Genomic DNA, 25,170 nt, shown 5'->3' with positions numbered 1-25,170 from the left:
CATGAACATTGGCAACCTGATTCGCGTACACAGCGCCGCCCTGCGGGCGCTACTGGTCCTGACCGTCATCACCGGTCTGGCCTACCCGGTGCTCGTCTGGGCCATCGCCCAGCTGCCCGGGCTCAAGGACAAGGCCGACGGCTCGCTCGTCACGGCGGGTGGCAAGGTGGTCGGCAGCTCCCTGATCGGCCAGCTGTTCACCGATGCCAAAGGCAATGCGCTGCCGCAGTATTTCCAGAGCCGGCCGTCCAATGCCGGCACCGGGTACGACCCGATGGCCAGCGGTGCGGGCAATCTCGGACCGGAGAGCATCGTCGACGCCGCCGGCAAGCCGAGCCTGCTGACCCAGGTGTGCACCCGCAGCTACGCCGTCGCCGAGGCCGAAGGGCTGGACCGCGCCGCGGGAGCCCGTCCGTTCTGCACCGCCGACGGCGTGGGCGCGGTGCTGTCGGTGATCGGCCCGCGGGACGCCACCGGCAACGTCACCCACCCCTCCAAGGTGGTCAGCGTCAACCAGCCGTGCGCCACCACCAAGGTGCCGTTCCTGGCGACGTACGAGGGCGTGCGGGTCGAATGCGCCACGGACGGCGCGGATTACACCGCCGGCCAGATCGTCGCGATCCGCGGCGCGGCGCCCGCCGATCCGCAGGTGCCGGCCGATGCAGTCACCGCCAGCGGCAGCGGCCTGGATCCCGACATCTCGGCAGACTATGCCGACCTGCAGGTGGACCGGGTCGCAAAGGCGCGGCACCTTTCCGCCGACGAGGTCCGGGCGCTGGTGCGCGACAACACCACCGGCCGCGTACTGGGCTTCATGGGTGAGCCGCGGGTCAACGTCCTGCAGCTGAATCTCGCGTTGGACCAGAAGCACCCAGCCCGTATTGGATGATGGGAGACATGGGAACGCCGGACAAGCGGGGCGAGCTACGCATCTACCTGGGTGCGGCCCCCGGCGTGGGCAAGACCTTCTCGATGCTCGGCGAGGCGCACCGCCGCCTCGAGCGCGGCACCGACGTCGTGGCGGCCGTGGTCGAGACACACGGGCGCAAGAAGACGGCCCAGGCGCTGGAAGGCATCGAACGGATCCCGCCGCGGTTCATCGACTACCGCGGCGGGACGTTCGCCGAACTGGATGTCCCCGCGGTGCTGGCCCGCCACCCCGAGGTGGTGCTGGTCGACGAACTGGCGCACAGCAATACGCCCGGCAGCAAGAACGCCAAACGCTGGCAGGACGTCGAAGAACTGCTCGCGGCCGGCATCACTGTCATCTCCACCGTCAACGTCCAGCACCTGGAGAGCCTCAACGACGTCGTCGCCCAGATCACCGGCATCGAGCAGCAGGAGACCGTGCCGGACTCCGTGGTGCGCAGTGCCGCCCAGATCGAACTCGTCGACATCACGCCGGAAGCGTTGCGCCGCAGACTCTCCCACGGCAACGTGTACGCACCGGAACGCGTCGACGCGGCACTGTCCAACTACTTCCGGCAGGGCAACCTCACCGCCCTGCGCGAACTGGCGCTGCTGTGGCTGGCCGACCAGGTCGACGCCGCGCTCGCGAAATACCGCGCCGAGCACAATATTTCGGATACCTGGGAAGCCCGCGAACGCGTCGTCGTGGCGGTCACCGGCGGCCCCGAATCCGAGACGCTGGTACGGCGCGCGTCACGCATCGCCTCGAAATCCAGTGCCGAACTGATGGTGGTGCACGTCGTCCGCGGCGACGGCCTGACGGGCGTCTCCGCCCCGCAGATGGGCAAGGTGCGCGAACTGACCGCCAGCCTCGGCGCCACGCTGCACACCGTCGTCGGTGGCAGCGACGGTGACGTGCCCAGTGCCCTATTGGATTTCGCGCGCGAGATGAACGCCACCCAGCTGGTGCTGGGCAGGTCACGACGCTCGCGCTGGGCCCGGCTCTTCGACGAGGGCATCGGCGCCAAGACCGTCCAGAACTCCGGCAAGATCGACGTGCACATGGTCACCCATGAGCAGTCCCAGCCGGGCTGGTCGTGGTCGACGGCAACCCGCGGGCAGCGCCATCTGACGTCGTGGTTGGCCGCCCTCGTCGTGCCCGCCATCATCACCGCCATCGCCTCCCTGCTGGACCCGTTCCTGCACGTCGGCGGCGAGAGCGCGGTGTTCTTCATCGGCGTGCTGGTCGTCGCGCTGCTCGGCGGTGTCGCCCCGGCCGCGTTGTCGGCGGTGCTGTCCGGCCTGCTGCTCAACTACTTCTTCGTCGCGCCGCGCTACAGCTTCACCATCGCCGACCCCGACAGCGCTTTGACCATCGTCGTGCTGCTGGCCGTCGCGGTCGCCGTCGCCGCGCTGGTCGACGGCGCCGCCAAACGGTCCAGGGAGGCCCGGCACGCCTCCCAGGAAGCCGAGCTGCTGGCCCTGTTCGCCGGCAGCGTGCTGCGCGGCGCCGACCTCACCACGCTGCTCGAACGCGTCCGCGAGACGTACGCGCAACGGGCCGTCAGCTTGCTGCACGAGGAGGACGGCATCGTCGCCTGTGTCGGCAAAGACCCCTGTGTGACAGTCGATTCCGCCGACACCGCCATCGAGGTCAGCGACGACGAATACTGGCTGCTGATGGCGGGCCGCAAGACCGAGGCGCGCGATCGCCGGGTGCTCGGCGCCGTCGCACGGCAGGCGGCCGGGCTGGTGCGCCAGCGCGCCCTGGCCGAGGAAGCCGGCCGCGCCGAGGCGCTCGCCAAGGCCGACGAACTGCGCCGCTCCCTGCTCAGCGCCGTCAGCCACGACCTGCGCACCCCGCTGGCCGCGGCCAAGGCCGCGGTGTCGAGCCTGCGCAGCGAGGACGTCGGATTCTCGCCCGAGGACACCGCCGAACTGCTGGCCACCATCGAGGAATCGGTGGATCAGCTGACCGCGCTGGTGGGCAACCTCCTCGACTCGTCGCGACTGGCGGCCGGCGTCGTGAAGCCCGAGCTGCGCCGCGTGTACATGGAAGAGGTCGTGCAGCGGGCGCTGCTCGGAATCAGCCGCGGAGCAACCGGTTACGCGAACCGCGGCCTCGACCGGGTCAAGGTCGAAGTGGGCGACGCCGTCGCGCTGGCCGATGCGGGACTGCTGGAGCGGGTGCTGGTCAACCTCATCGACAACGCGCTGCGCTACTCCGCGGGCAGCGTGGTGCGGGTGAACGCCGGACAGGTCGGCGAGCGGGTGCTGGTCACCATCGTCGACGAGGGGCCGGGCATCCCCCGCGGCGCCGAGGAACAACTGTTCGCGCCGTTCCAGCGCCTCGGCGACCACGACAACAGCACCGGTGTGGGACTTGGCCTTTCGGTGGCGCGCGGTTTTGTCGAAGCAATGGGCGGCACCATCTCTGCCACCGACACTCCCGGTGGCGGGCTGACGGTCGTGGTGGACCTGGCAGCCGCGGGAAAGGATCGGGTGTGACACGGGTTCTGGTCATCGACGACGAACCACAGATTCTGCGTGCGCTGCGCATCAACCTGTCGGTGCGCGGCTACGACGTCTCGGTCGCCGCCACCGGCGCCGAGGCCCTGAAGTCGGCCGCCGAACACAAGCCCGACGTCGTGATCCTGGACCTCGGCCTGCCCGACATGTCCGGCATCGACGTGCTGGCCGGGCTGCGCGGCTGGCTCACCGCGCCCGTCATCGTGCTGTCGGCGCGCACCGACTCCATGGACAAGGTCGAGGCCCTCGACGCCGGCGCCGACGACTACGTCACCAAGCCATTCGGCATGGACGAGTTCCTGGCCCGGCTCCGCGCCGCGGTGCGACGGGGTGCGGCCGCGTCCGAGACCGACGAGCCCGTCGTCGAGACATCGTCGTTCACCGTCGATCTGGCGGCCAAACGCGTGACGCGCAGCGGAGTCGAGGTGCATCTGACGCCCACCGAGTGGGGGATGTTGGAGATGCTGGTGCGCAACCGCGGCAAGCTCGTGGGCCGCGAGGAGCTGCTCAAAGAGGTGTGGGGTCCGGCCTATGCCAAGGAGACCCACTATCTACGGGTGTATCTCGCGCAACTGCGCCGCAAGCTCGAGGTCGACCCGTCACACCCCAAACACCTGCTGACCGAGGCCGGGATGGGGTACCGCTTCCAGGAGTAGCGCCGGCCCGAATCCAACGCATTCGAGGCCCCTGGTCATCCCCAGTGCTTAGTCACCCTAGGTATGCGGTACGTCACACGACCGCGCGGAATCGCAGCTCCCCCGTTCGGCTTATACCAGGCAACTGGAACTTCAAGGACGGGGAAAACAACATGAGCGCCATTCGTAACGCGGCCGGCAAGGTGGCATTGACCGCCGTGGCCGCTTTCACGATCATCGCCGGCGCCATCGCCGGCCCGGTCGCGACCGCCAACGCCGCTGACGACTCCTGTGCGAACGTCGAGGTCGTCTTCGCCCGCGGTACCTTCGAAGCCCCCGGCGTCGGAGCCACCGGCCAAGCCTTCGTCGACGCACTGAACGCCCGGATGCCCGGTCGCAACATCGACGCCTACGGCGTGAACTACCCGGCCTCCCTGGACTTCGGTGCCGCCGCTGACGGCGTCGCCGACGCCACCAACCGCATCGAGTCCATCGCCGCCTCGTGCCCCGCCACCAAGATCGTCATCGGCGGCTACTCGCAGGGCGCGGCCGTCGCCGGCTACAGCACCATGAGCAGCGTTCCCGCCGGATTCGCGTTGCCCGCCGGCATCTCCGGCCCGATGCCCGCGTCGGTCGCCTCGCACGTCGCCGCTGTCGTCCTGTTCGGCACCCCGAGCCCGTTCGTGCTGAGCGTCGCCGACCGCAGTGCGCCCGCCATCAACATCGGCGGCGCCTACGCCGGCAAGACCATCCAGCTGTGCGCCCCCGGCGACCCGATCTGTGGCGGCGGCATGGACCGTTCCGCTCACAGCGCCTACAAGTTCAACGGCATGGCCAACCAGGCTGCGGACTTCGTCGCCCGCCAGCTGGGCGCGCCTGCCGCTCCCGCCGCCCCGATGGTCCAGACGTCGGACGACTCAGCCAACTGAATCACCCCCTGCCGACGGCCGGAAGCCAGTCTCACGAGGACTGGTTCCGGCCGTCGGTCTGTCATGACACCGTCGCGCCGGTCGCTCCCGTGACCTTCACTCCATCCCGCGATCGAACTATGGTGAGGTAGTCATATCTCGATAAGCCGAGACAAACAGGGGTGATCAGTAATGAAGGTTTCCACCAAGAACGTGTCGACCTGTGGCTGTCAGTGCAACGCCTGCCGCGACGGACACCACTGCCACAACCGCCCGAACTGCAAGGTCTAGTCAGGATTCTCGACCGTCGACCGTGGGGGTTGACGAGGGATTCGCTTCGGTTTTCCGCGTAGGCCCCCACGCTCGGCGTCAGACCGACAGCGCGATGCCGTCCAGGATGTCGTGCTCGCTGACCACCAATTCCGTGATCCCCGCCCGCTGACCGAATTCGCGGGCCAATTCCTCGACGACGACGGAGCCGCCGCCGATCACCGGCACGCGGCCCGGGTGCATGGGGCCGAGTTCGGCGCGTTGCGCCCGCGGCATCGCGATCAGTTCATCGCACACCTTGACGACATCCGGAATTCCGATGCGGGACAGGTGAATCACCTCGGAGTCGTACTCCGGTAGCCCCAGGGCCAGCGCGGCAACCGTGGTGAACGTGCCGGCCACACCGACCCACGTCCGGGCACCTTCGATGGGCACGACGCCCAGAGCCTCGTCCAGCTTCTCCCGCACCACGGCACGTGCGGCCGCGACCTCGTCGGCGGTGGGCGGGTCGGTCTGCAGGCAGCGCTCGGTGAGCCGGACGCAGCCGATGTTGGCCGAGAAGCTCGCGACCACATCCGCAACCGCGGCACCGGTCCCGCCGAGCACCACTTCGGTCGAGCCGCCACCCAGGTCGACGACCACGAAAGGCCCTGTGGCCGGGTCCAATTCGCCGACGGCGCCGCGGAACGACAGCGCCGCTTCCTCGGTCCCGGTGATCACCTCGGCCACGGCCCCCGGCATCACCCGACCCAGCTGGCGCGCGGTCATGGCGAAGAACTCGTCGCGGTTCCCGGCGTCGCGAGCCGCGGAGGTGGCGACCATCCGCACCTTGGTCACGTCGTGCGCCAGCATCGTCTCGACATAGTCGGTCAGCGCCGCTTCGGTCCGGGCCAGCGCGGCAGGCGCGAATTCGCCTGTGGCGTCGACACCTTCACCGAGGGTGACGATCCGCATCTCGCGGTGGACGTCCCGCAACCGGCCGTCGGCCACGTCCGCGATGAGCAGCCGGATCGAGTTCGTACCGCAGTCGACCGCCGCAACCCGCGAACTCACACCCACACCTTCGGATCCAGAATCCCGGCCATCGCCGGTTCGACCGCCAACAACGCCAACGCCTCATCGCCAAAGGGGTTGAGACCCGGTCCTTTTGCGAGCGAATGTGCCATCACCACGTGCAGGCACTTGACCCGGTCGGGCATGCCGCCGCCGGAGAAGGTCGTGCCCAGCGACTCGATGGCGTCCCGCTCGGCCAGGAACGACTCGTGCGCGCGCCGATACGCCGCCGCCAGCTCTTCGGAAGCCTGCAGGCGTTCGGTCATGTCCCGCATCAGGCCCGACGACTCCAGTCGGCTGGCGGCCGCGGTCAGCGCCGGGTGCGTCAGGTAATACAAAGTGGGAAAAGGGGTTCCGTCGGGCAGTCGCGGCGCGGTCTTGACCACGCCGGGCTCGCCGTTGGGGCAGCGGTAGGCGATCTCCAGGACGCCACGCGGTTCCCGCCCCAATTGGGCCGCAACGGCTTCGAGATCAGCAGCGTCAACCACCGGGCGGCGCCTGGGGTGCGGGCAGATCGGTCGGGGGCACGTCAGGGTCCGGGGTGACGCCGTCCGGGCCGGGCGGGACGACGGCCGGAGCCGGCGTCAGCCCGTGCGGCTGATCGGCGATGGTGTGCCACAGCGCGGTGTACCAGGGCTGGTTGCTCTTCGCGGTGGGCGACGGCGCGGGTGCGACCGGTGTCGTGACGGCGCCGGGAGGCAGTTGCACCTGATACGGGATATCGCCTGGCATCACGAAGCCCAACCGCTCACGGGCCTGCGCGGCGATGTACACCGGGTCGGCCAGCTTCACCTTCTGTTGCTCCAAATTGGCTATCTGCGAACGTAATTGGGACTCGGCGGTGGCCAGCTGCTGCATCTCCGTGCGCTGCGCGAAGAAGGTGCGGACCGGCCCGGCGATGGTCAGGGTCAGCACGCACACCACGACGGCGAGGATCGCCGCGCGCCGCGCCGCCGACCCCAGCCGCTGCTCGGCATGGTGCTCGACCGACTCCGCATAGGCCTGCCGGATGGGCTCGGTGACCGGAACCGGCAGGTTGTCCGGGACGCGCCGTGGCTCGGCCTTGGGCCGGTTACCCGCCTTGGCCGCCGACGTGCCGGCCCCGGCACGCCCCCGCTTCGCCTCGCCGGGTTTGGCGGGGCGAGAGGCGGGGGTACGCCGTTTGGGATCGGCCATGTCGGTAGGTCAGACCCGCGAAACTACTTGGCTTCCACCGCGAAACGCTGGAACGCCAGGTCGCCGGCGTAACGCGCGGCGTCGCCCAGGGTCTCCTCGATGCGGAGCAGCTGGTTGTACTTGGCGACGCGCTCGCTGCGGGCCGGGGCACCGGTCTTGATCTGGCCACAGCTGCACGCCACGGCCAGGTCGGCGATGGTGGTGTCCTCGGTCTCGCCACTGCGGTGGCTCATCATCGACTTGTAGCCGGCGGCGTGCGCCAGGGCGACGGCGTCCAAGGTCTCGGTGAGCGTGCCGATCTGGTTGACCTTCACCAGCAGCGCGTTGGCGGCGCCCTTCTCGATGCCCTCTTCCAGACGCTCCGGGTTGGTGACGAACAGGTCGTCGCCGACGAGCTGCACGCGGTCACCGATGGCGGTGGTCAGCGCGACCCAGCCGTCCCAGTCGTCCTCGGACAGCGGGTCTTCGATGGACACCAGCGGGAACGCATCGAGCAGTGAGGCGTAGAACTCGGCCATCTGCTCGGCGGTGCGGGTCTGCTTCTCGAAGGCGTAACCCGTTCCGTCCGTGTAGAACTCGGTGGCCGCGACGTCCAGGGCCAGCGCCACGTCACTGCCCAGCTTGAGGCCGGTGGCGTCGATGGCGGTGCTGATCAGTTCGAGCGCGGCGTGCGTGCCGGCGACGTCGGGAGCGAAACCGCCCTCGTCACCCAGACCCGTCGACAGCCCCTGCTTCTTGAGCACCGACTTGAGCGAGTGGTAGACCTCGGCGCCCCAGCGCAGCGACTCCTTGAAGGTCGGCGCACCGATGGGGGCGACCATGAACTCCTGGACGTCGACGCCGGTGTCGGCGTGCGCGCCACCGTTGAGGATGTTCATCATCGGCACCGGCAGGATGTGGGCGTTCGGGCCACCGATGTAGCGGAACAGCGGCAGGCCGGCGGAGTCGGCAGCGGCCTTGGCCACGGCCAGCGAGATGCCGAGGATGGCGTTGGCGCCCAGGCGCGACTTGTCCGGGGTGCCGTCCAGGTCCAGCAACGCCTGGTCGATGATGCGCTGGTCGTCGGCCGCCTGGCCGATGACCGCGGGCGCGATCTCGTCGAGCACGGCCTCGACAGCCTTCTCGACACCCTTGCCGAGGTAACGGGCGCCGCCGTCGCGCAGCTCGACAGCCTCGTGCTCACCGGTCGACGCACCCGACGGCACCGCCGCGCGAGCGAAGGTTCCATCGGTCAGAGCGACCTCGACCTCGACCGTCGGATTTCCCCGAGAGTCGAGAATCTCGCGGGCTCCGACCTGTTCGATGATTGGCACTTGGGTCTCCCTTTGGCGTCACGGACTCGTGCGAACGCCCATCAGCCTAAACGGTGCCAGGGTGTGAAGTGCGTCAGCTACCGGTAGCTATTCGCAGACCTATCTCTGGTGCCCGTTCGCGTACGCCGTCGCCCAGTCCCGCACGGCGCGAGCGTAGTCGTCGGACAGGTTGTAGGCGTGCAGCGCGTCCATCCAGCCGTGCGGACTGGACAGATCCTTGCCGCGGTAGCAGAGGTAACCCGCCGCCGACAGCGCGGCGTCGTCGATGTTGTCGGGGCTGGCGAAACCGGTGTTGTTGGCGTCAACGCCGTACAACCGCCAGGTGTCCGGGATGAACTGCATGGGCCCCATGGCGCGGTCGACGGCGTCGTCGCTGTCCATGCTGCCCGAGTCGGAGTCCGGAATCCGCAGATTGTTCATGGTGCCGTCGAGTGGCACACCGCGGATCGGGGGCGTGACGTCGCCGTTCGGGGCGATGGTCGCGCCGCGGTAGGTGCCGTGATGGCTCTCGACCATGCCGATGCCGGCGAGCGTCGTCCACGCGATGTGGCACTTGGGGTTCTCGACCTCGGCCACGCGCGCGGCGTACCCGTAGGCCTCCAGCGCCATGACCGGAATGCCGAGAGGCGGTGCCAGATGCTCGGCCCAGTCATGCAGCTGGTCCGCGCCCCGACCCTTCACATGAGTGTTGATCGGGGGCACGGCGGGCCCGGGTGGCGGCGGCACTCCGCGCAGGTAGCCGGGCTGAAATGAGCAGCTCGAGGCCATCAGGAGCGCCGTCGCGGCGACAACAGCGCTCGCCTGCAGCCATCGCGCTCGCAACACCGGTACTCCCCTATACCCAGAGATTTCGACGGATTCGTCGTCCCGTCATCGTCGCATGCCGGGCTGAGCGCACCCCGAAGCGCAAGCTTTCCGGCACGAAGGTACGACGGTCGCCCATCCGCTGATAAGGTTGGCTTGCCTTCCTTTGGCAAGGCAAACCTGTGTTGCCGTTTAGTCTATCTAAGGATTGCGGATGACCACCACTTTCGCGGTCTCGACATCGCTGGTCGCCGCCGGCCCCGGCGTTTCCTCACAGCTATTTGGCAGCTTGCTGATCGGGCTTCGCGAAGGCCTGGAAACTGCGATCGTCGTCACCATCCTCATCGCCTTCCTCGTGAAATCCGACCGCCGCGACGCCCTCAAGTGGGTCTGGCTCGGCGTCGCCGCAGCCATCGCGATGACCATCGGTGTGTTCCTGACGATCCAGCTCAGCGAGAACACCATCTCCGGCCTGGCCGCCGAGGCCATCGCCGGCGTCGCCTCCCTGGTGGCGGTGATCATCGTGACGACCATGGTGCTGTGGATGCGCAAAGCCGCGGCCACCATCTCCGGCGAGCTGCGCAGCGACATGGCGCGCGCCCTGGAGACCGGCGGCATGGCCGTCGCCACGCTCGCGTTCCTGGCCGTCGGCCGCGAGGGCGTCGAAACGGCGCTGTTCATGGTCGGCTACGCCAACGCGTCCACCGCCTGGCCGCTGGCCGGACTCGTGATCGGACTGCTCATCGCCGTCGTCGTCGCGTACGGCATGTACGCCGGCGCGGTGCGGATCAACCTGGCCAAGTTCTTCAAGTACACCGGCGCGTTCCTCGTCGTCGTCGCCGCGGGCATCCTGTCGTACGCCATCCATGCGCTGCAGACCGTCGGCTGGCTGCCCGGCCTGGGCGCCAAGGCCTTCGACATGACCGGCGCCTTCAACTGGTCGTCGTGGTACGGCCAGGTGATCCAGGGCGTCTTCAACATCAGCCCCGCCCCCTCGATCCTGCAGTTCGTCTGCTGGCTGGCCTACCTCGTGGTCGTCCTGACGCTGTTCCTGCGACCCGTCGCAGCCAAACCCGCCCCCGCTGCAACCCTCGAAAGGTCCGCTAAGTGAAACTCGCTGCCCTGAACGTCAAGACCGGCGTGGCCGCCTCCGCCGCCCTGCTCGCCGGCCTGACCGCGGTTTCCGCGTGCTCCTCCAAGTCGGACGAGAACAAGTCCGCCGCAGGCGAGATCACCGTGACCGCCTCCGACGACGCCTGCAAGCTGTCGGCGACGTCCGCGAAGACGGGCACCAGCACCTTCGTCGTCACCAACAACGGCACCAAGGTCACCGAGTTCTACGTCTACGGCCCGGGCGACAAGGTCATGGGCGAGATCGAGAACGTCTCCCCCGGCCTGCAGCGCAAGCTGATCGTGCAGCTGCCCGAAGCCGGCACCTACAAGACCGCGTGCAAGCCCGGCATGGTCGGCGACGGCATCCGCGGTGACTTCACCGTCACCGGCGACACCGTCAAGATCGACGACACCGGCAAGTTCAAGGACGCCGCGGACTTCTACAAGAAGTACGTCGTCGAGCAGACCACCGCCCTGGTGCCCGCCACCGAGGCGTTCGCCGCCGCCGTGAAGAAGGGTGACGTCGCCGGCGCCAAGGCGCAGTACCCGAAGGCCCGTACCTTCTACGAGCGCATCGAGCCGGTCGCCGAGTCGTTCCCGGATGACCTGGACCCGCGGATCGACCTGCGCGAAGCCGACGTCAAGCCCGGCGACAAGTGGACCGGCTTCCATGTCCTGGAGAAGCAGCTGTGGGTCACCGGCCTGCAGCCTGACGCCAACGCCCTGGCCGACCAGCTGGTCGCCGACGTCAAGGAGCTCGAGGCCGGCGTCAAGGATCCGAAGTGGACCATCGACTCCACCAAGATCGCCGGTGGCGCGCAGGAACTGCTGGACGAGATCGCCAAGACCAAGATCACCGGCGAAGAAGACATCTTCAGCCACACCGACCTGTGGGACATCCAGGCCAACATCGAGGGCTCGCGCACCGCGGTCGGCTCGGTGGACCCCATCCTCGACGAGCGCAACCCGCAGCTGGGCAAGGACGTCGACGCGGCCTTCGAGAATGTCCAGAAGCTGCTGGACAAGTGGCGCCAGGGCGACGGCTTCATCTCGTACGACAAGGTGACCGAGCCTGAGCGGCAGGAACTTTCGCGCGCCGTCGACGCCTTGAGCAAGGAGGTCAGCGAGGTGCAGGGTGTCGTCGCCAAGCAGTGAGCCCCAGCCGGCGACCGCTGAGCCGACCGTGACCGAGTCCGGTGGGCTCAGCCGGCGCAAGCTCTTCGGCGCTGCCGGGGTGACGGCCGCCGTCGTCGGCGCCGCCGCCACCGGCGCGCTGGCCGGCCGTTCCTCCGCGGCCGTCGTCGACAACAGCCTGACCAAGCCGGTGCCGTTCCGCGGCACCCACCAGGCGGGCATCGTCACCGCCGCGCAGGACCGGATGCACTTCGCCACTTTCGACGTCACGACGGACAAGAAGGCCGACGTCGTCGCGATGCTGAAGAAGTGGACCGAGATGGCCGAGCGCATGACGCTCGGCGAGGAGGCCGTCGCGCACGGGGCCATCGGGCTCAATCCGTACGCCCCGCCGGCCGATACCGGTGAGGCCCTTGGGCTTTCACCCTCTGCGCTGACCCTCACGATCGGCTTCGGCCCGACGTTCTTCCGCAAGGACGGCAAGGACCGGTTCGGCATCGACGGGCAGCGGCCGGCACATCTGGTCGACCTGCCCAAGTTCCGCAACGAGACGCTCGACCCGAAGCGCTGCGGCGGCGACATCGTCGTGCAGGCTTGCGCCAACGACCCGCAGGTCGCGGTGCACGCCATCCGCAACCTGGCCCGCGTCGGTTTCGGCACGGTCGCGGTGCGGTACTCGCAGCTCGGGTTCGGCCGCACGTCGTCGACCACCGTCACACAGTCCACGCCACGAAACCTGTTCGGGTTCAAGGACGGAACGAACAACCTGAAGGCCGAGGACACCGCGGCCATCGACCAGCACGTCTGGGTCGGCTCCGGCGACGGACCGGCCTGGATGACCGGCGGCGCGTATCTGATCAGCCGCCGCATCCGGATGCTCATCGAATCGTGGGACCGCACGGTGCTCGCGGAGCAGGAGCGGGTTATCGGGCGGCAGAAGGGCAACGGCGCACCCAACGGGTACACCGACGAGTTCACCCCGCTCGACTTCGAGAGCAAGGGCGCCGACGGCGCACCGCTGATCGACGTCGACTCGCACGTGCGGTTGGCCTCACCCGAGGCCAACAAGGGCGCGAAGATCCTGCGCCGCGGGTACAACTTCACCGACGGCTCAGACGGTTTCGGCCACCTGGACGCGGGCCTGTTCTTCATCGCGTTCGTCCGCAACCCGGCCGAATCGTTCATCCCGATGCAGAAGTCGTTGTCCGACAACGATGCCCTCAACGAATACATCACGCACACCGGCAGCGGCATCTTTGCCTGCCCGCCGGGTGTGCGTGATGGTTCGTCGGACTACTGGGGATCGACGCTGCTCGGCTGAGACTCGGGCTGCTCGGCGGTGCGGTAACGGTTGTAGAACGCGAGCGACGCGACCGCTGCGGCGGCACCGATGACACCCCACAGTGCGATCTGGAAGACCAGCGAACCGAACAGGAAGTCGTAGGTCATGGTCAGGTACAGCGACCAGGCGACGCGGTAGCCCGACCAGAAGGCCAACAGGCCGGTGCTGATCGCGATGATCAGGCTCTGCTGGCGGTCGAAGCGGTTGACGTGCTGTTCGATGGCGGCGGGGAGCTTCATGGTGATTCCTTCCTCAGGTTTCTCCGACGCTCGTCGGTCGGCGTCGTTGGAGCAATCACACCGGGGCCCGGCGGCTACCGATCCCAAGTTCTGGGGCCTTGCGGGTGTGTCGGTAGTTGGGCCGCGACCGTGCGCACAGATCGCAGATCCAGCCGAATGGGCGCTCTAGCTGCACATTCGCGGTGGCGGGCGCATTGTTGCAGTCACTGTCACCACACCAGGCACTTGTGTCGCCGGCCAGGAGACGGACCGATGCGCCCCCTCTGTGCGACAACCCGCTCAGGATCCGCCGTCGCTCGAACGCAACTGGGTGGCGGAAAACCAGCCCGAGAGTCGCCGTGCAGTTGCGTTCGGACGCTGCAGCGCACCGTCTCAGCCGGCGCGGCCCACGGTGTTTCGCCAGCGCAGCGGCGGGGCGCCGAACCGCCGGCTGAACGCCCGGCTGAAGCCGGCCTCGGCGGAGCGCATCAGCCCGCGCAAGATCATCGAACTCGACGCCAGCCACGCGTCGCTGGCTTCGCAGGCGGTGGCCGTGGCCGACCTGATCGACGAGGCCGCGACTCAGACGTCCTGAGGCGGCCAGTGCTCCCGCCACTCGTCCTCTGACACCGCGCCCAACGGTGCGGCATCCAACTCCACCGCCACTTCGTCGCCGCGGCGGGCGGCGACGATGCGGCGCTCGGCCTCGCGCACAGTGTCGATGAATTCCAGAGCCACTGTGCGCAAGGCACTTTCGGCGTCGACGCCAGGTTCCAGCGTCACCGAGGTGAGCCCGGCCGGAAGCAGATCGGACGGCAAACCGGCCGTGCCGGTCCGTTCGATCAGCTTCTGCGCCAGCGCCAGCGCCGGCAGCGCCGTCGGCACCTCGTCCATGCACGACGTCCGTGCCGCCTTCTCCAGCGCCTTGCGCTCTTCCCACTGGGCGATCTGGTCTTCCAGCGAAATCTCTTGTCCGGCAAGTACTGCCGGCACCCGGTTGCCCAGCTTACGAATCAGGGTGTCGGCGACGTCGTCGATGCCGAACGGGTGTAGCGGCGCGTCTTCGGCGATGCGGGCGTGAAACAGCACCTGCAGCAACACATCTCCGAGTTCCTCACGGACGTCGTCGGCGTTGCCGCCCCGCACCGCGTCGAACAGCTCGTAGGTCTCCTCCAACAGGTACCGGCGCAGCGAGTCGTGCGTCTGCTCGCTCTCCCACGGACCGTTGGTGCGCAGCTTGTCCATCATCGTGACGGCGTCGATGAGCCGCTCTCCGGGCTGCGAACCGTCCGCCGCAATCAGTTTCTCGCCGGCCGCGAGCCGGGCCCGCACCTGCGGATGTTCCGGATCGGAGGACAACAGCACCGGTGCCGGATTGTCGGCGTCGCCGTACGCCGGCCGGCCGGCCGGCAACGACCACGGCACCTTGACCGGTAGTTCCTCGGTGTACTGCACGTCGCCGGTGAGCAGGACCAGAGCGTCGATCGGCATCAGCGAGGGGCGGCGCGGATCGACCAGGACGACCGTCACTTGGACTGCCCCGATTCTCCCACTGCGCTACCTCCCAGGTCAGTGATGTCGACTTCACCTGCCGCTTTCCCGTCGAGCACCAGCAGCAATCCGGCCACCGCGCGGGCCAGCTCCAGATCACGGATGCGGGGCGCGCCGACCCCGGCACCGGCCCGCGGAATGGGAATCTGGACCGTCGACGTGGTGGCCCGGTACGTCGCGCCGGGATACATCCGCTTGAGCCGCAGCTGCCCCGAGTCCAGGAGCGTCAGCGGCGTCAGACGGATGGTCGAGTCCGAGATCGCGGACACCTCGGTGACGCCGTACTCACGGCACAACAGCCGCAGGCGCGCCACCGCGACGAGGCGCTGCGCGGGTTCGGGGAGCGGTCCGTAGCGGTCCACCAACTCCTCGACGACAGCCGCCACGGCCGCGTGATCGGACGCCGCAGCCAGCCGGCGGTAGGCCTCGAGCCGCAGCCGGTCGCTGGCGATGTAGTCCGGCGGCAGGTGGGCGTCGATCGGCAGGTCGACCCGCACCTCCTTCGGTTCCTCCACGGCCGCAATGGTTTTCCCGTCAACCGCGGCCCGGTAGGCCTCGACGGCCTCACCGACGAGCCGGACGTACAGGTCGAAGCCGACGCCCGCGACATGCCCGGACTGCTCGACACCCAGCACATTGCCGGCGCCGCGGATCTCGAGGTCCTTCATCGCGACGGCCATACCGGCGCCCAGGTCGTTGTTCTGCGCGATGGTGGCCAGCCGGTCGTGCGCGGTCTCGGTGAGCGGAACCTCGGGCGGGTACAGGAAGTACGCGTAGCCACGTTCGCGGCTGCGGCCGACGCGGCCCCGCAGCTGGTGCAGCTGCGACAGGCCGAAGGTGTCGGCCCGCTCCACGATCAGCGTGTTGGCATTCGAAATGTCAAGGCCCGTCTCGACGATCGTGGTGCACACCAGGATGTCGTACTCGCGGTTCCAGAAGCCCTCGACGGTCTTCTCCAGCATTTCCTCGGGCATCTGCCCGTGCGCCACGACGACCCGCGCCTCGGGCACCATCTGACGCACCCGCGCGGCCGCGTTGTCGATCGACTTCACCCGGTTGTGGATGTAGAACGCCTGCCCGTCGCGCAGCAGTTCACGCCGCAGCGCCGCGGCGACCTGCTTGTCGTCGTGTGGCCCAACGTAAGTCAGCACCGGGAAGCGTTCCTCGGGCGGCGTCAGGATCGTCGACATCTCCCGGATACCCGCGAGGCTCATCTCCAGCGTGCGCGGGATCGGGGTGGCGCTCATGGTCAGCACGTCGACGTGGGTGCGCATCGACTTGATGTGCTCCTTGTGCTCGACACCGAAGCGCTGCTCCTCGTCGACGATCACCAGGCCGAGGTCTTTCCAGGTGACGCCGGTCGCCAGCAGTCGGTGCGTGCCGATCACCACGTCGACCGAGCCGTCCTTCAAACCCTCGACCACCAAACGGGATTCGGCGGGATCGGTGAACCGGGACAGGCCCTTGACCGTCACCGGGAACCCGGCCATGCGGGCGGTGAAGGTCTGCAGGTGCTGGTCGGCCAGCAGCGTCGTCGGCACCAGCACCGCGACCTGCTTGCCGTCCTGCACGGCCTTGAACGCCGCGCGGACCGCGATCTCGGTCTTGCCGTAGCCGACGTCACCGCAGATGACGCGGTCCATGGGGACCGGCTTCTCCATGTCGGACTTGACCTCGGTGATGGCGGTCAGCTGGTCCATGGTCTCGGTGAAGCCGAACGCGTCCTCCATCTCGGCCTGCCACGGGGTGTCCGGCGCGAACGCGTGCCCCGGGGCGGACTGCCGCTTGGCGTACAGCGACACCAGCTCGCCCGCGATCTCGCGAACGGCCTTGCGCGCCTTGGTCTTCGTGTTGGTCCAGTCGCTACCGCCGAGCCGGCTCAGCGTGGGCTCGGTGCCGCCGACATAGCGGGACAGCTGGTCCAGCGAGTCCATCGGCACGTACAGCCGGTCGGATCCACCGCCACGTTTGGCCGAGGCGTATTCGAGCACCAGGTACTCGCGCCGGGCGCCACCGACCACGCGCTCGGTCATCTCGACGAACTTGCCGATGCCGTGCTGGTCGTGCACCACCAGGTCACCGGCCGTCAAGGCGAGCGGGTCGACGACGTTACGCCGTTTGGCGGCAAGCCTTTTGCCCTCGGTAGCTCCGGCGCGGTTACCCGTCAGGTCGGTCTCGGTGATGATCACCAGGTTGACGCCGGGCAGCACCAGACCGTCGTGCAGCGGGCCCTTGAGCACGCCGACGACACCGGGCTTTGGCACCTCACCGGGCTCCAACATCGTTGCGGCGACGTCGGATTCGCCGAGCTGCTCGACAACGCGGTGCGCGGTACCGGTACCGGGGGTCACCACCGCGGCGAGCCCGCCGGTGGCGATGTGGGCCCGGAGCATCGCGAAAATCTCCTCGAGGCTCTGCTGGCTGCGGGCCGACGGCGCGGGCCGGATGTCGACCTCCGCGGCCGACTCATTGGCCAGCTGGCTCAGCGTCCACCACGGGTGGCCACCGGCGGCCGCGGCCTCACGGACCTCCACGAAGTCCCGGAAACCCGAACCACCAAGCTGCTCAACATCAATCGGCGCGTCGCCGCCCACGGCGGCCACCGACCACGAGGCCTCCAGGAACTCGCGGCCCGTCTTGATCAGATCGGCGGCGCGGGTGCGCACCTTCTCCGGGTCGCAGATCAGCAGCGGCGCACCGGCGGGCAGCCGGTCGGTGAGCAATGCCAGTTCGCCCGGGCGCAGCACCGGAAGCAGTGCCTCCATGCCGTCGACCGGGATGCCCTCGGCGAGCTTGGCCATCATGTCGGCGATGCTGCCGGTGACCTGGTTGTCGCTGCTGGGCAGGCCCGCCCCGATCTCGGCGGCGCGTTCGCGGACATCCGCGGTCAGCAGCAGTTCGCGGCAGGGCATCGCGATCACCGTGTCGACCGCGATCTCGGGGATGGACCGCTGGTCGGCCACCGAGAACATCCGCATCTCGGTGACCTCGTCGCCCCAGAACTCGACGCGCACCGGGTGCTCGGCGGTCGGCGTGAAGACGTCGAGAATGCCGCCGCGGACGGCGAATTCGCCGCGCTTGCCCACCATGTCGACGCGCGTGTAGGCCAGCTCGACCAGCCGCGCCACGGTGTCGTCGAAGTCGGCTTCACCGCCGATGGTCAACGTCACCGGCTCGGCGTCGGTGACCCCGCCGGCCAGCGGTTGCAACAGCGACCGGGCCGTGGTGACCACCACGCGCAGCGGCGGGCCGAGGCGGGCGTCGTCGGGCCGCGCCAGCCGGCGCAGCACCGTCAGCCGGGCACCCACGGTGTCCACGCCGGGCGAGAGCCGCTCGTGCGGCAGCGTCTCCCACGACGGGAACAGCGCCACGGCGTCGCCGTGGACGGCCCGCAGTTCGGCGGTGAGGTCGTCGGCCTCGCGACCGGTGGCCGTGACGACCAGCACCGGACCGGCGGCGGCCAGCGCGGCCGCGACCGGGAGCCGCGCGCTGACCGGGCCCACCAGAGCCTGCTCGGCGACACCCTCGGCGGCCTGCCGCGTCAGTTCCTGCAGGCCAGGATCGGTGAGTGCGAGTTGGACGAGCCCCGCCAACGGGGTTTGGATCGATTGCTGCCCCGGGGAGGTCATGATGACTCCGATTGTAGTTCGCAGGACTTCGTCAATATTGGGCACCGTCCCGTCAAGGGATCGTCAACGGGGCGCTCACCGGGCGATTCCGGGCGCAGGGTGGATCCATGACACTGCTCGACATCCTGCCGTCCCTGCGGGGCGCCATGCGTCCGCGCATCGACACCACCATCTGGCCGCTGACCACCCAGGTCGACGCCTTGGGACGACTCTGCGTCGGGTCGGTCGCGCTCACCGACGTGGCCGACGAGTTCGGCACGCCCGCATATGTTCTGGATGAGGCGGACTTCCGCAAGCGGGCCCAGCACTACCGCGCCACGCTGCGCGGCGTCGAGGTCGTCTACGCCGCCCAGTCCCTGCTGACCAGGACCGTTGCCGGCTGGGTGCACGAGGCCGGCCTCGGCATGGCGGTGTGTTCGACGGCCGAGCTGGCCACGGCCCTCGCCGGCGGCATGGACCCGGCGCGCATCGTCGTCCACGGCAGCGGCAAGTCGGTCGACGAGCTGGCGACCGCCGCGGGCGCCGGCGTCGGCCGCATCGTGCTGGACTGCCCCATCGAGATGGCCTACCTGGCGGGCGTCGCGCGCCGGCGGCAGGCCGTGCTGCTGCAGGTCCGGCCCGGTGTCGACGTGCTGCCGACCGTCCGCCGGGCGCTCGCCACCCCGCAACTGCCGCTGGCCGGCCTGTACTGCCACCTCGGCACGCAGATCGCCGAACCGGAGGTGTACGTCGAGGCCGTGCGCGGTCTCGTCGACACCATGACCGATGTGCGCGCCGCCCACGGCGTCGTGCTCACCGAACTGAACATCGGCGGCGGCCACGCCATCGCCTACCGGACCGGCGAACCCGAACTCGACGTGGCGGCCCTCGCCGATTTCCTGGAAGACGCCCTCGACGCCGCCTGCGCCGCCAACCGCTTCCCCCGGCCCCGGCTCGTCGTCGAACCCGGCCGCGCGATCAGCGGCCGGGCCGGCGTGACGCTGCACCGCGTGCAGTCGGTGTCGGCCCGCACCGACGGCCGCGCCGTCGTCACCGTCGACGGCAGCCACCCGCACTCGGCGCCGGTCGCGAATTACACTGTCACCCTTGCCAATCGGCACCCGCTCGGGCCCACGCGACCCGCCACCGTCCTCGGCCGCGACGGCACCGTCATCGCCGACGACCTCGACCTGCCCGACGACGTCCACCCCGGCGATCTGCTCGCCACCGCGTGCACCGGCGCCTACCACCACAGCACGGCGTCGAACTTCACCATGACGACCCGGCCACCGGTCATCGCCGTGTGCGACCGCCGGGTCCGGGCGCTGATCCGCCGGGAGACCACGGCGGACCTGCTGCTGCGCGACTGCGGCTAGGACCCCGTCAGCCGAACGTGAACTCAGTTCTCGTGCAGCTCGGGATCCGACTCGAGATGCGTCAGGCCGTTCCACATCAGATTGACCAGGTGCGCGGCGACCACTTCCTTCTTCGGTTCGCGGGTGTCCAGCCACCACTGCGCGGACATCGACACTGAGCCCACGAGCGCCTGCGCATAGAGCGGCGCCAGCTCCGGGTCGAGCCCGCGGCGGGAGAAGTCACCGGCCAGGATCGAGCTGACCTGGTTGACCGCGTCGTTGAGCAGCGTCGAGTAGGTGCCCGAGGTAATGGCCGCCGGCGAATCCCTGATCAGGATGCGGAAGCCGTCGGTGTGCTCCTCGACGTAGGTCAACAGCGCCAGCGCCACCCGCTCGACGCGCACCCGCGACCGGTTGTTGGTCAGTGACGACGTGATGCCGTCGAGCAGCGCGGACATCTCACGGTCGACGACGACGGCGTAGAGGCCTTCCTTACCACCGAAATGCTCGTAGACGACAGGCTTGGAGACGTTGGCGCGCTGCGCGATCTCCTCGATGGACGTGCCGTCGTAGCCGCGTTCGGCGAAAAGCGACTTGGCGATCTCGATGAGCTGCTGACGGCGTTCACTGCCGGTCATGCGCGCACGAGGGCTGCGCGCTCCGTTCTCCGCCGCTGCCATGGTCGCCAGCCTATCCGCTTGCATTAGAGTCTCTGGCGAGTAATCCGTCGTGGTGTAATCGGCAGCACCTCTGATTTTGGTTCAGATAGTTCAGGTTCGAGTCCTGGCGACGGAGCTGTAAAGCGCGACCATCCGCGTAGAGAGAGGCGTACGTGACTCGAGGCGAAGCCGCTGTCATCGTCCTGGCGGCCGGGTCGGGCACCCGGATGCGCTCCGACATCCCGAAGGTCCTGCATACGCTGGCCGGCCGCAGCATGCTGGCACACGCGCTGCATGCCGTCGCCAAGGTCAATCCGACGCACCTCGTTGTGGTGGTCGGCAAGGAGCGCGAGCGCGTCACCGCGCATGTGCACGAGATCGCGGGCGGCCTCGGGCGCAGCGTCACCGTCGCCATCCAGGACGAGCAGCTCGGTACCGGGCACGCCGTCAGCTGCGGCTTGTCCGCACTGCCCGGCGACTTCGCCGGCACCGTCGTCGTCACCGCGGGTGACGTGCCGCTGCTCGACGCCGACACCCTCGCCAATCTCGTCGATACCCACGCCGCCGCGACCGCGGCGGCCACCGTGCTGACCACGACCGTCACCAACCCGACGGGCTACGGCCGCATCCTGCGCACGCAGGACCACGAGGTGATCGGCATCGTCGAGCAGGCCGATGCCACCGAATCCCAGCGCGCCATCCGCGAGGTGAACTCCGGGGTGTACGCCTTCGACGCGGCCGCCCTGCGCTCGGCACTGAGCCGGCTGCGCTCCGACAACGCGCAGCAGGAGCTCTACCTCACCGACGCCATCTCGATCGTGCGCGGCGACGGCCAGATCGTGCGGGCCCACCATGTCGACGACAGCGCGCAGGTCTCCGGCGTCAACGACCGTGTGCAGCTGTCCGAGGTGGCCGCCGAACTGAACCGCCGCATCATCGCCGGCCACCAGCGCGCGGGCGTCACGGTCATCGACCCGAGCACCACCTGGATCGACGTCGACGTGAGCATCGGCCGCGACACCGTCGTGAGGCCGTGTACCCAGCTGCTGGGCGCCACCGACGTCGGCGCCAACTGCGTCATCGGCCCCGACACCACGCTGACCGACATGGAGGTCGGCGACGGCGCCGAGGTGATCCGCACCCACGGGCAGCTCGCGGTCATCGGGGCGGGCGCCACCGTCGGCCCCTTCACGTATCTGCGGCCCGGCACCGAACTCGGCGCCGACGGCAAGCTGGGTGCGTTCGTCGAGGTGAAGAACTCGAAGATCGGCACCGGCACCAAGGTGCCGCACCTGACCTACGTCGGGGACGCCGACATCGGCGAGTACAGCAACATCGGCGCGTCCAGCGTCTTCGTCAACTACGACGGTGAGAACAAGAACCGCACCACCATCGGTTCCCACGTGCGCACCGGCTCGGACACGATGTTCGTCGCACCGGTGACCGTCGGCGACGGCGCCTACACCGGCGCCGGCACCGTGGTCCGCGAGGACGTACCCCCTGGTGCGCTGGCCGTTTCGAAGGGCGAACAGCGCAATATCGAGGGCTGGGTCGAACGGAAGCGACCCGAGTCGAAGGCCGCCGAAGCCGCGAGGAAAGCACGCGGCGAGGCCTGATCCCGACATCTGATGTTGGTATACCGGTAACCCGGCAACGGGACAGGGTTACCGGTAAGTACGATTACGACGTATCGAGCCCCCACCGCGAAAGCAGCACACAGTGGCCACGGACTGGACCGACAACCGCAAAAATCTGATGCTCTTCTCGGGGCGCGCGCACCCCGAACTGGCCGAACAGGTGGCCAAAGAGCTCGGCGTCGAGGTCACCCCGCAGACATCCCGGGACTTCGCGAACGGCGAGATCTTCGTCCGTTTCGACGAGTCGGTGCGCGGCAGTGACGCCTTCGTGCTGCAGAGCCACCCCGCGCCGCTGAACCACTGGTTGATGGAACAGCTCATCATGATCGACGCGCTCAAGCGCGGGTCGGCCAAGCGGATCACCGCGATCCTGCCGTTCTACCCGTACGCGCGCCAGGACAAGAAGCACCGCGGCCGCGAGCCCATCTCGGCCCGCCTGGTCGCCGACCTGCTCAAGACCGCCGGCGCGGACCGCATCGTCTCGGTCGACCTGCACACCGACCAGATTCAGGGCTTCTTCGACGGTCCGGTCGACCACATGCGCGGGCAGTCGCTGCTTTGCGGCTACATCGGTGACAAGTACGGCGACTCCGACCTCGTCGTCGTCTCCCCCGACTCCGGTCGCGTGCGCGTCGCCGAGAAGTGGGCCGACTCCCTGGGCGGCGTGCCGCTGGCCTTCATCCACAAGACCCGCGACCCGCTGGTCCCCAACCAGGTCAAGGCCAACCGCGTCGTCGGTGAGGTCAAGGGCAAGACCTGCATCCTGACCGACGACATGATCGACACCGGTGGCACCATCGCCGGCGCCGTCAAACTGCTACGCGAAGACGGTGCCAAGGACGTCATCATCGCCGCCACCCACGGCGTGCTGTCCGACCCCGCGGCCCAGCGCCTCGCCGACTGCGGCGCCCGCGAGGTCATCGTCACCAACACGCTGCCCATCACGCCGGACAAGCAGTTCCCGGCACTGACCGTGCTGTCGATCGCGCCGCTGGTGGCCGCGACCATCCGCGCGGTGTTCGAAAACGGCTCGGTCACCGGCCTTTTCGACGGTTCTGCGTAATGTCGCGGATTTACCACAACCCGAAATGCTCGACCTCCCGCAAGACGCTGGATCTGTTGCGGGAGAACGGCATCGAGCCCGAGGTCGTGCAGTACCTGAAGACGCCGCCGACCCGGGCCGAGCTCGCGGCGATGATCAAGGCTGCGGGTATCGACGTCCGGACCGCGGTGCGTAAGCGCGAGGCCCTCTACACCGAACTCAATCTGGCCGAGGCCACCGACGAGCAGCTGCTCGACGCCATGGCCGAACACCCGATCCTGATCGAGCGACCGTTCGTCGTCACCGACAAGGGCACTCGGCTGGCCCGCCCGATCGACGCGGTCCGCGAGATTCTGTGATCCTGCAGCGGGTTGCCGCGGCGGCTGCCGTCGCCCTCACCCTCGCCGCATGCGACGCGAAAACGCCTGACTACAAGTCGATCTGGTCGACGACGCCGACCACCAGCACGACGCCGGTGGACAAGGCCAGCCTGATCCCGTTCCCCGATTACCTGAACAAGCTCGGCGTGCAGAGCAAGCAGGTCGTCCCCGATCAGCTCACCGATCTCAAGGTGACACTGCCACGGCCGCAGGGCTGGACGGGCTACAAGAACCTCAACTACTCGCCCGGCACCGTGACGATCGCCAAGAACGACACCTATCCCCTGGCGATGCTGATGGTGTTCCAGCTGTCCGGTGACTTCGACGTCAAGGACGCCCTCAAACACTCCGACGCCGACGCGCTGCTGTCCGAGAACTTCAAGAAGCTCTACAGCTCGACCGAGGACTTCCAGGGTTATCCGTCGGCGATGATCGAGGGCAGCTACGACCTGCACAACCGCCGGATGCAGTCGTACAACCGCATCGTCATCGCGCAGCCGTCGCCGCCGCGACCGGGGATCCACTACCTGATCCAGCTGACCGTCACGACGTACGCCGAGCAGGCCAAGGAGCAGGCGGGCGACATCGAGGCGATCATCAAGGGCTTCTCGGTCGGACCCAAGTAGCGGCTCCGCACTAAGCTCGCCGTCATGAGCGAATGGACCGCCGCCGACCTTCCTTCCTTCGCCGGCCGCACCGTCATCGTCACCGGCGCCAACAGTGGCCTCGGCGAGATCACCGCCCGTGAACTGGCCCGTGTGGGCGCCAAGGTCATCCTCGCCTGCCGCAACACCGCCAAGGGCGACGCCGCGGCCGCGGGCATGACGGGCGACGTCGAGGTTCGGCCCCTGGATCTGCAGAGCCTGGCCTCGGTGCGGAAGTTCGCCGCCGGTGTCGACAAGGTCGACGTCCTCATCAACAACGCAGGCATCATGGCGGTGCCCTTCTCGGTGACCGAGGACGGTTTCGAGAGCCAGATCGGCACCAACCACCTCGGCCATTTCGCCCTGACCAATCTGCTGCTGCCCAAGATCACCGACCGCGTCGTCACGGTGTCGTCCGAGCTGCACCTGCTGGGCTACATCAGCCTCAAGGATCTGAACTGGAAGTCGCGGCCGTACTCGGCCTGGCTGGCGTACGGCCAGTCGAAGCTGGCGAACCTGCTGTTCACCAAGGACCTGCAGCGCCGGCTGTCGGTGGCCGGCTCTCCCGTGCGGGCGCTGACCGCGCACCCGGGCTACTCGGCCACCAACCTGCAGGGCCACACCGGCAACGAGTTCGGCGACAAGTTCTGGCTCGCCGCCAACAAGATCGCCACCCCCGCCGCCTTCGGCGCCCGCCAGACGCTGTTCGCGGCGTCGCAGGACCTGCCGGGCAACACGTTCGTCGGCCCGAAATTCGGCTTCCGCGGGCCGACCGGCCCCACCCAGCTGATCAAACCGGCCGCCCGCTCGGCGCGCACCGCGACCGCCCTCTGGGACCTGTCCGCCCAGCTCACTGCCACTGAATTTCCGCTGTAAGGGGCGTTTCCGCT

At 68.6% G+C, this 25,170-nt stretch carries 22 protein-coding genes, 1 tRNA gene and 1 pseudogene; 15 read left to right on the top strand and 9 right to left on the bottom strand.

Features of this window, described 5'->3' with window-relative positions; genetic code table 11:
- The first annotated feature begins 1 nt into the window (after position 1).
- The 4 genes from ACJEIK_RS04740 (at position 2) to ACJEIK_RS04725 (ending at position 5,002) form a co-directional block, all read left to right on the top strand.
- Entirely contained in the window at positions 2–889 is an 888-nt protein-coding gene (locus tag ACJEIK_RS04740) for a potassium-transporting ATPase subunit C (protein WP_267324778.1), read from the top strand.
- A complete protein-coding gene (locus ACJEIK_RS04735; protein WP_409431644.1) occupies positions 889–3,417 on the top strand; it encodes a DUF4118 domain-containing protein in 2,529 nt (842 codons plus the stop codon). The genes ACJEIK_RS04740 and ACJEIK_RS04735 overlap by 1 nt, the downstream gene beginning before the upstream one ends.
- Complete coding sequence (locus ACJEIK_RS04730) at positions 3,414–4,094, top strand: response regulator (RefSeq protein ID WP_061006148.1); 681 nt, start codon at positions 3,414–3,416, stop codon at positions 4,092–4,094. The genes ACJEIK_RS04735 and ACJEIK_RS04730 overlap by 4 nt, the downstream gene beginning before the upstream one ends.
- Before the next feature lie 152 nt (positions 4,095–4,246).
- Positions 4,247–5,002, top strand: a complete 756-nt coding sequence (locus ACJEIK_RS04725; RefSeq protein WP_133427960.1) for a cutinase family protein — start codon at positions 4,247–4,249, stop codon at positions 5,000–5,002.
- A gap of 348 nt (positions 5,003–5,350) precedes the next feature.
- Here ACJEIK_RS04725 and ACJEIK_RS04720 read toward each other — a convergent pair whose 3' ends face one another.
- From ACJEIK_RS04720 to ACJEIK_RS04700, 5 genes are all read right to left on the bottom strand, one after another.
- Positions 5,351–6,310 (bottom strand): Ppx/GppA phosphatase family protein, encoded by a 960-nt coding sequence (locus ACJEIK_RS04720; protein ID WP_346416171.1) that lies wholly within the window; start codon positions 6,308–6,310, stop codon positions 5,351–5,353.
- Complete coding sequence (locus tag ACJEIK_RS04715; RefSeq protein ID WP_133427959.1) at positions 6,301–6,792, bottom strand: DUF501 domain-containing protein; 492 nt, start codon at positions 6,790–6,792, stop codon at positions 6,301–6,303. Before ACJEIK_RS04715 ends, ACJEIK_RS04720 begins: the two co-directional genes overlap by 10 nt.
- Positions 6,785–7,480, bottom strand: a complete 696-nt coding sequence (locus tag ACJEIK_RS04710) for an FtsB family cell division protein (RefSeq protein ID WP_061006152.1) — start codon at positions 7,478–7,480, stop codon at positions 6,785–6,787. Before ACJEIK_RS04710 ends, ACJEIK_RS04715 begins: the two co-directional genes overlap by 8 nt.
- Positions 7,481–7,503: 23 nt before the next feature.
- Complete coding sequence (gene eno, locus ACJEIK_RS04705; RefSeq protein WP_409431123.1) at positions 7,504–8,793, bottom strand: phosphopyruvate hydratase; 1,290 nt, start codon at positions 8,791–8,793, stop codon at positions 7,504–7,506.
- A 99-nt stretch (positions 8,794–8,892) separates the two neighbouring features.
- On the bottom strand, positions 8,893–9,618 hold the full coding sequence (locus tag ACJEIK_RS04700) for a lytic transglycosylase domain-containing protein (RefSeq protein WP_064859474.1): 726 nt from the start codon (positions 9,616–9,618) through the stop codon (positions 8,893–8,895).
- A 193-nt stretch (positions 9,619–9,811) separates the two neighbouring features.
- Here ACJEIK_RS04700 and efeU point away from each other — a divergent pair, with 193 nt between their 5' ends.
- Genes efeU through efeB form a run of 3 tightly spaced genes read left to right on the top strand, consistent with a single transcriptional unit; the run spans position 9,812 to position 13,165 of the window.
- Complete coding sequence (gene efeU / locus ACJEIK_RS04695) at positions 9,812–10,708, top strand: iron uptake transporter permease EfeU (protein WP_212812868.1); 897 nt, start codon at positions 9,812–9,814, stop codon at positions 10,706–10,708.
- Positions 10,705–11,865, top strand: coding sequence for an iron uptake system protein EfeO (gene efeO / locus ACJEIK_RS04690; RefSeq protein WP_133427955.1), 1,161 nt, complete (start codon positions 10,705–10,707; stop codon positions 11,863–11,865). Before efeU ends, efeO begins: the two co-directional genes overlap by 4 nt.
- A 28-nt stretch (positions 11,866–11,893) precedes the next feature.
- Positions 11,894–13,165 (top strand): iron uptake transporter deferrochelatase/peroxidase subunit, encoded by a 1,272-nt coding sequence (gene efeB / locus ACJEIK_RS04685; protein ID WP_061006160.1) that lies wholly within the window; start codon positions 11,894–11,896, stop codon positions 13,163–13,165.
- Here the strand turns inward: efeB and ACJEIK_RS04680 are convergent.
- Positions 13,138–13,425, bottom strand: coding sequence for a hypothetical protein (locus ACJEIK_RS04680; protein WP_133427954.1), 288 nt, complete (start codon positions 13,423–13,425; stop codon positions 13,138–13,140). The genes efeB and ACJEIK_RS04680 overlap by 28 nt on opposite strands.
- A 457-nt stretch (positions 13,426–13,882) precedes the next feature.
- On the opposite strand from ACJEIK_RS04680, the pseudogene ACJEIK_RS04675 reads away from it, so the two are divergent.
- Positions 13,883–13,999, top strand: a pseudogene (locus ACJEIK_RS04675) (alpha/beta hydrolase); the annotation flags it as partial.
- Here ACJEIK_RS04675 and ACJEIK_RS04670 read toward each other — a convergent pair.
- Both ACJEIK_RS04670 and mfd read right to left on the bottom strand, forming a co-directional pair.
- On the bottom strand, positions 13,987–14,934 hold the full coding sequence (locus ACJEIK_RS04670) for a nucleoside triphosphate pyrophosphohydrolase (RefSeq protein ID WP_135355191.1): 948 nt from the start codon (positions 14,932–14,934) through the stop codon (positions 13,987–13,989). The pseudogene ACJEIK_RS04675 and the gene ACJEIK_RS04670 overlap by 13 nt on opposite strands.
- On the bottom strand, positions 14,931–18,584 hold the full coding sequence (mfd, locus tag ACJEIK_RS04665; RefSeq protein ID WP_061010667.1) for a transcription-repair coupling factor: 3,654 nt from the start codon (positions 18,582–18,584) through the stop codon (positions 14,931–14,933). Before mfd ends, ACJEIK_RS04670 begins: the two co-directional genes overlap by 4 nt.
- 107 nt (positions 18,585–18,691) lie before the next feature.
- Between mfd and ACJEIK_RS04660 the strand changes: the two genes are divergently transcribed.
- A complete protein-coding gene (locus ACJEIK_RS04660) occupies positions 18,692–19,939 on the top strand; it encodes a diaminopimelate decarboxylase (RefSeq protein ID WP_060999250.1) in 1,248 nt (415 codons plus the stop codon).
- Positions 19,940–19,962: 23 nt separating this feature from the next.
- Here the strand turns inward: ACJEIK_RS04660 and ACJEIK_RS04655 are convergent, their stop codons facing one another.
- Entirely contained in the window at positions 19,963–20,556 is a 594-nt protein-coding gene (locus ACJEIK_RS04655; RefSeq protein ID WP_020099104.1) for a TetR/AcrR family transcriptional regulator, read from the bottom strand.
- An 85-nt stretch (positions 20,557–20,641) separates the two neighbouring features.
- On the opposite strand from ACJEIK_RS04655, the gene ACJEIK_RS04650 reads away from it, so the two are divergent.
- The 6 genes from ACJEIK_RS04650 to ACJEIK_RS04625 all read left to right on the top strand — a co-directional run bounded on the left by ACJEIK_RS04650 (position 20,642) and on the right by ACJEIK_RS04625 (position 25,156).
- Positions 20,642–20,713 (top strand) — tRNA-Gln (locus ACJEIK_RS04650).
- Between the two features lie 91 nt (positions 20,714–20,804).
- Positions 20,805–22,193, top strand: a complete 1,389-nt coding sequence (gene glmU / locus ACJEIK_RS04645) for a bifunctional UDP-N-acetylglucosamine diphosphorylase/glucosamine-1-phosphate N-acetyltransferase GlmU (protein WP_244602168.1) — start codon at positions 20,805–20,807, stop codon at positions 22,191–22,193.
- 103 nt (positions 22,194–22,296) lie between these two features.
- Positions 22,297–23,277 (top strand): ribose-phosphate diphosphokinase, encoded by a 981-nt coding sequence (locus ACJEIK_RS04640; RefSeq protein WP_064859482.1) that lies wholly within the window; start codon positions 22,297–22,299, stop codon positions 23,275–23,277.
- Positions 23,277–23,615 (top strand): arsenate reductase (glutaredoxin), encoded by a 339-nt coding sequence (gene arsC, locus ACJEIK_RS04635; protein ID WP_064859483.1) that lies wholly within the window; start codon positions 23,277–23,279, stop codon positions 23,613–23,615. The genes ACJEIK_RS04640 and arsC overlap by 1 nt, the downstream gene beginning before the upstream one ends.
- The gene (locus ACJEIK_RS04630; RefSeq protein WP_409431122.1) at positions 23,612–24,262 is read left to right on the top strand and encodes an LpqN/LpqT family lipoprotein; all 651 of its coding nucleotides are present in this window, start codon (positions 23,612–23,614) and stop codon (positions 24,260–24,262) included. Before arsC ends, ACJEIK_RS04630 begins: the two co-directional genes overlap by 4 nt.
- A 24-nt stretch (positions 24,263–24,286) precedes the next feature.
- Positions 24,287–25,156: an oxidoreductase gene (locus ACJEIK_RS04625; RefSeq protein WP_409431121.1), complete on the top strand. Its 870-nt coding sequence runs from the start codon at positions 24,287–24,289 to the stop codon at positions 25,154–25,156.
- Positions 25,157–25,170 lie beyond the last annotated feature (14 nt).

Source organism: Mycobacterium sp. SMC-16 (assembly GCF_046250085.1).
GTDB classification, from domain to species: Bacteria; Actinomycetota; Actinomycetes; order Mycobacteriales; family Mycobacteriaceae; genus Mycobacterium; species Mycobacterium phocaicum.
The sequence above is the reverse complement of the archived record's forward strand: the minus strand, read 5'-3'. Positions and strand labels throughout refer to the sequence as shown.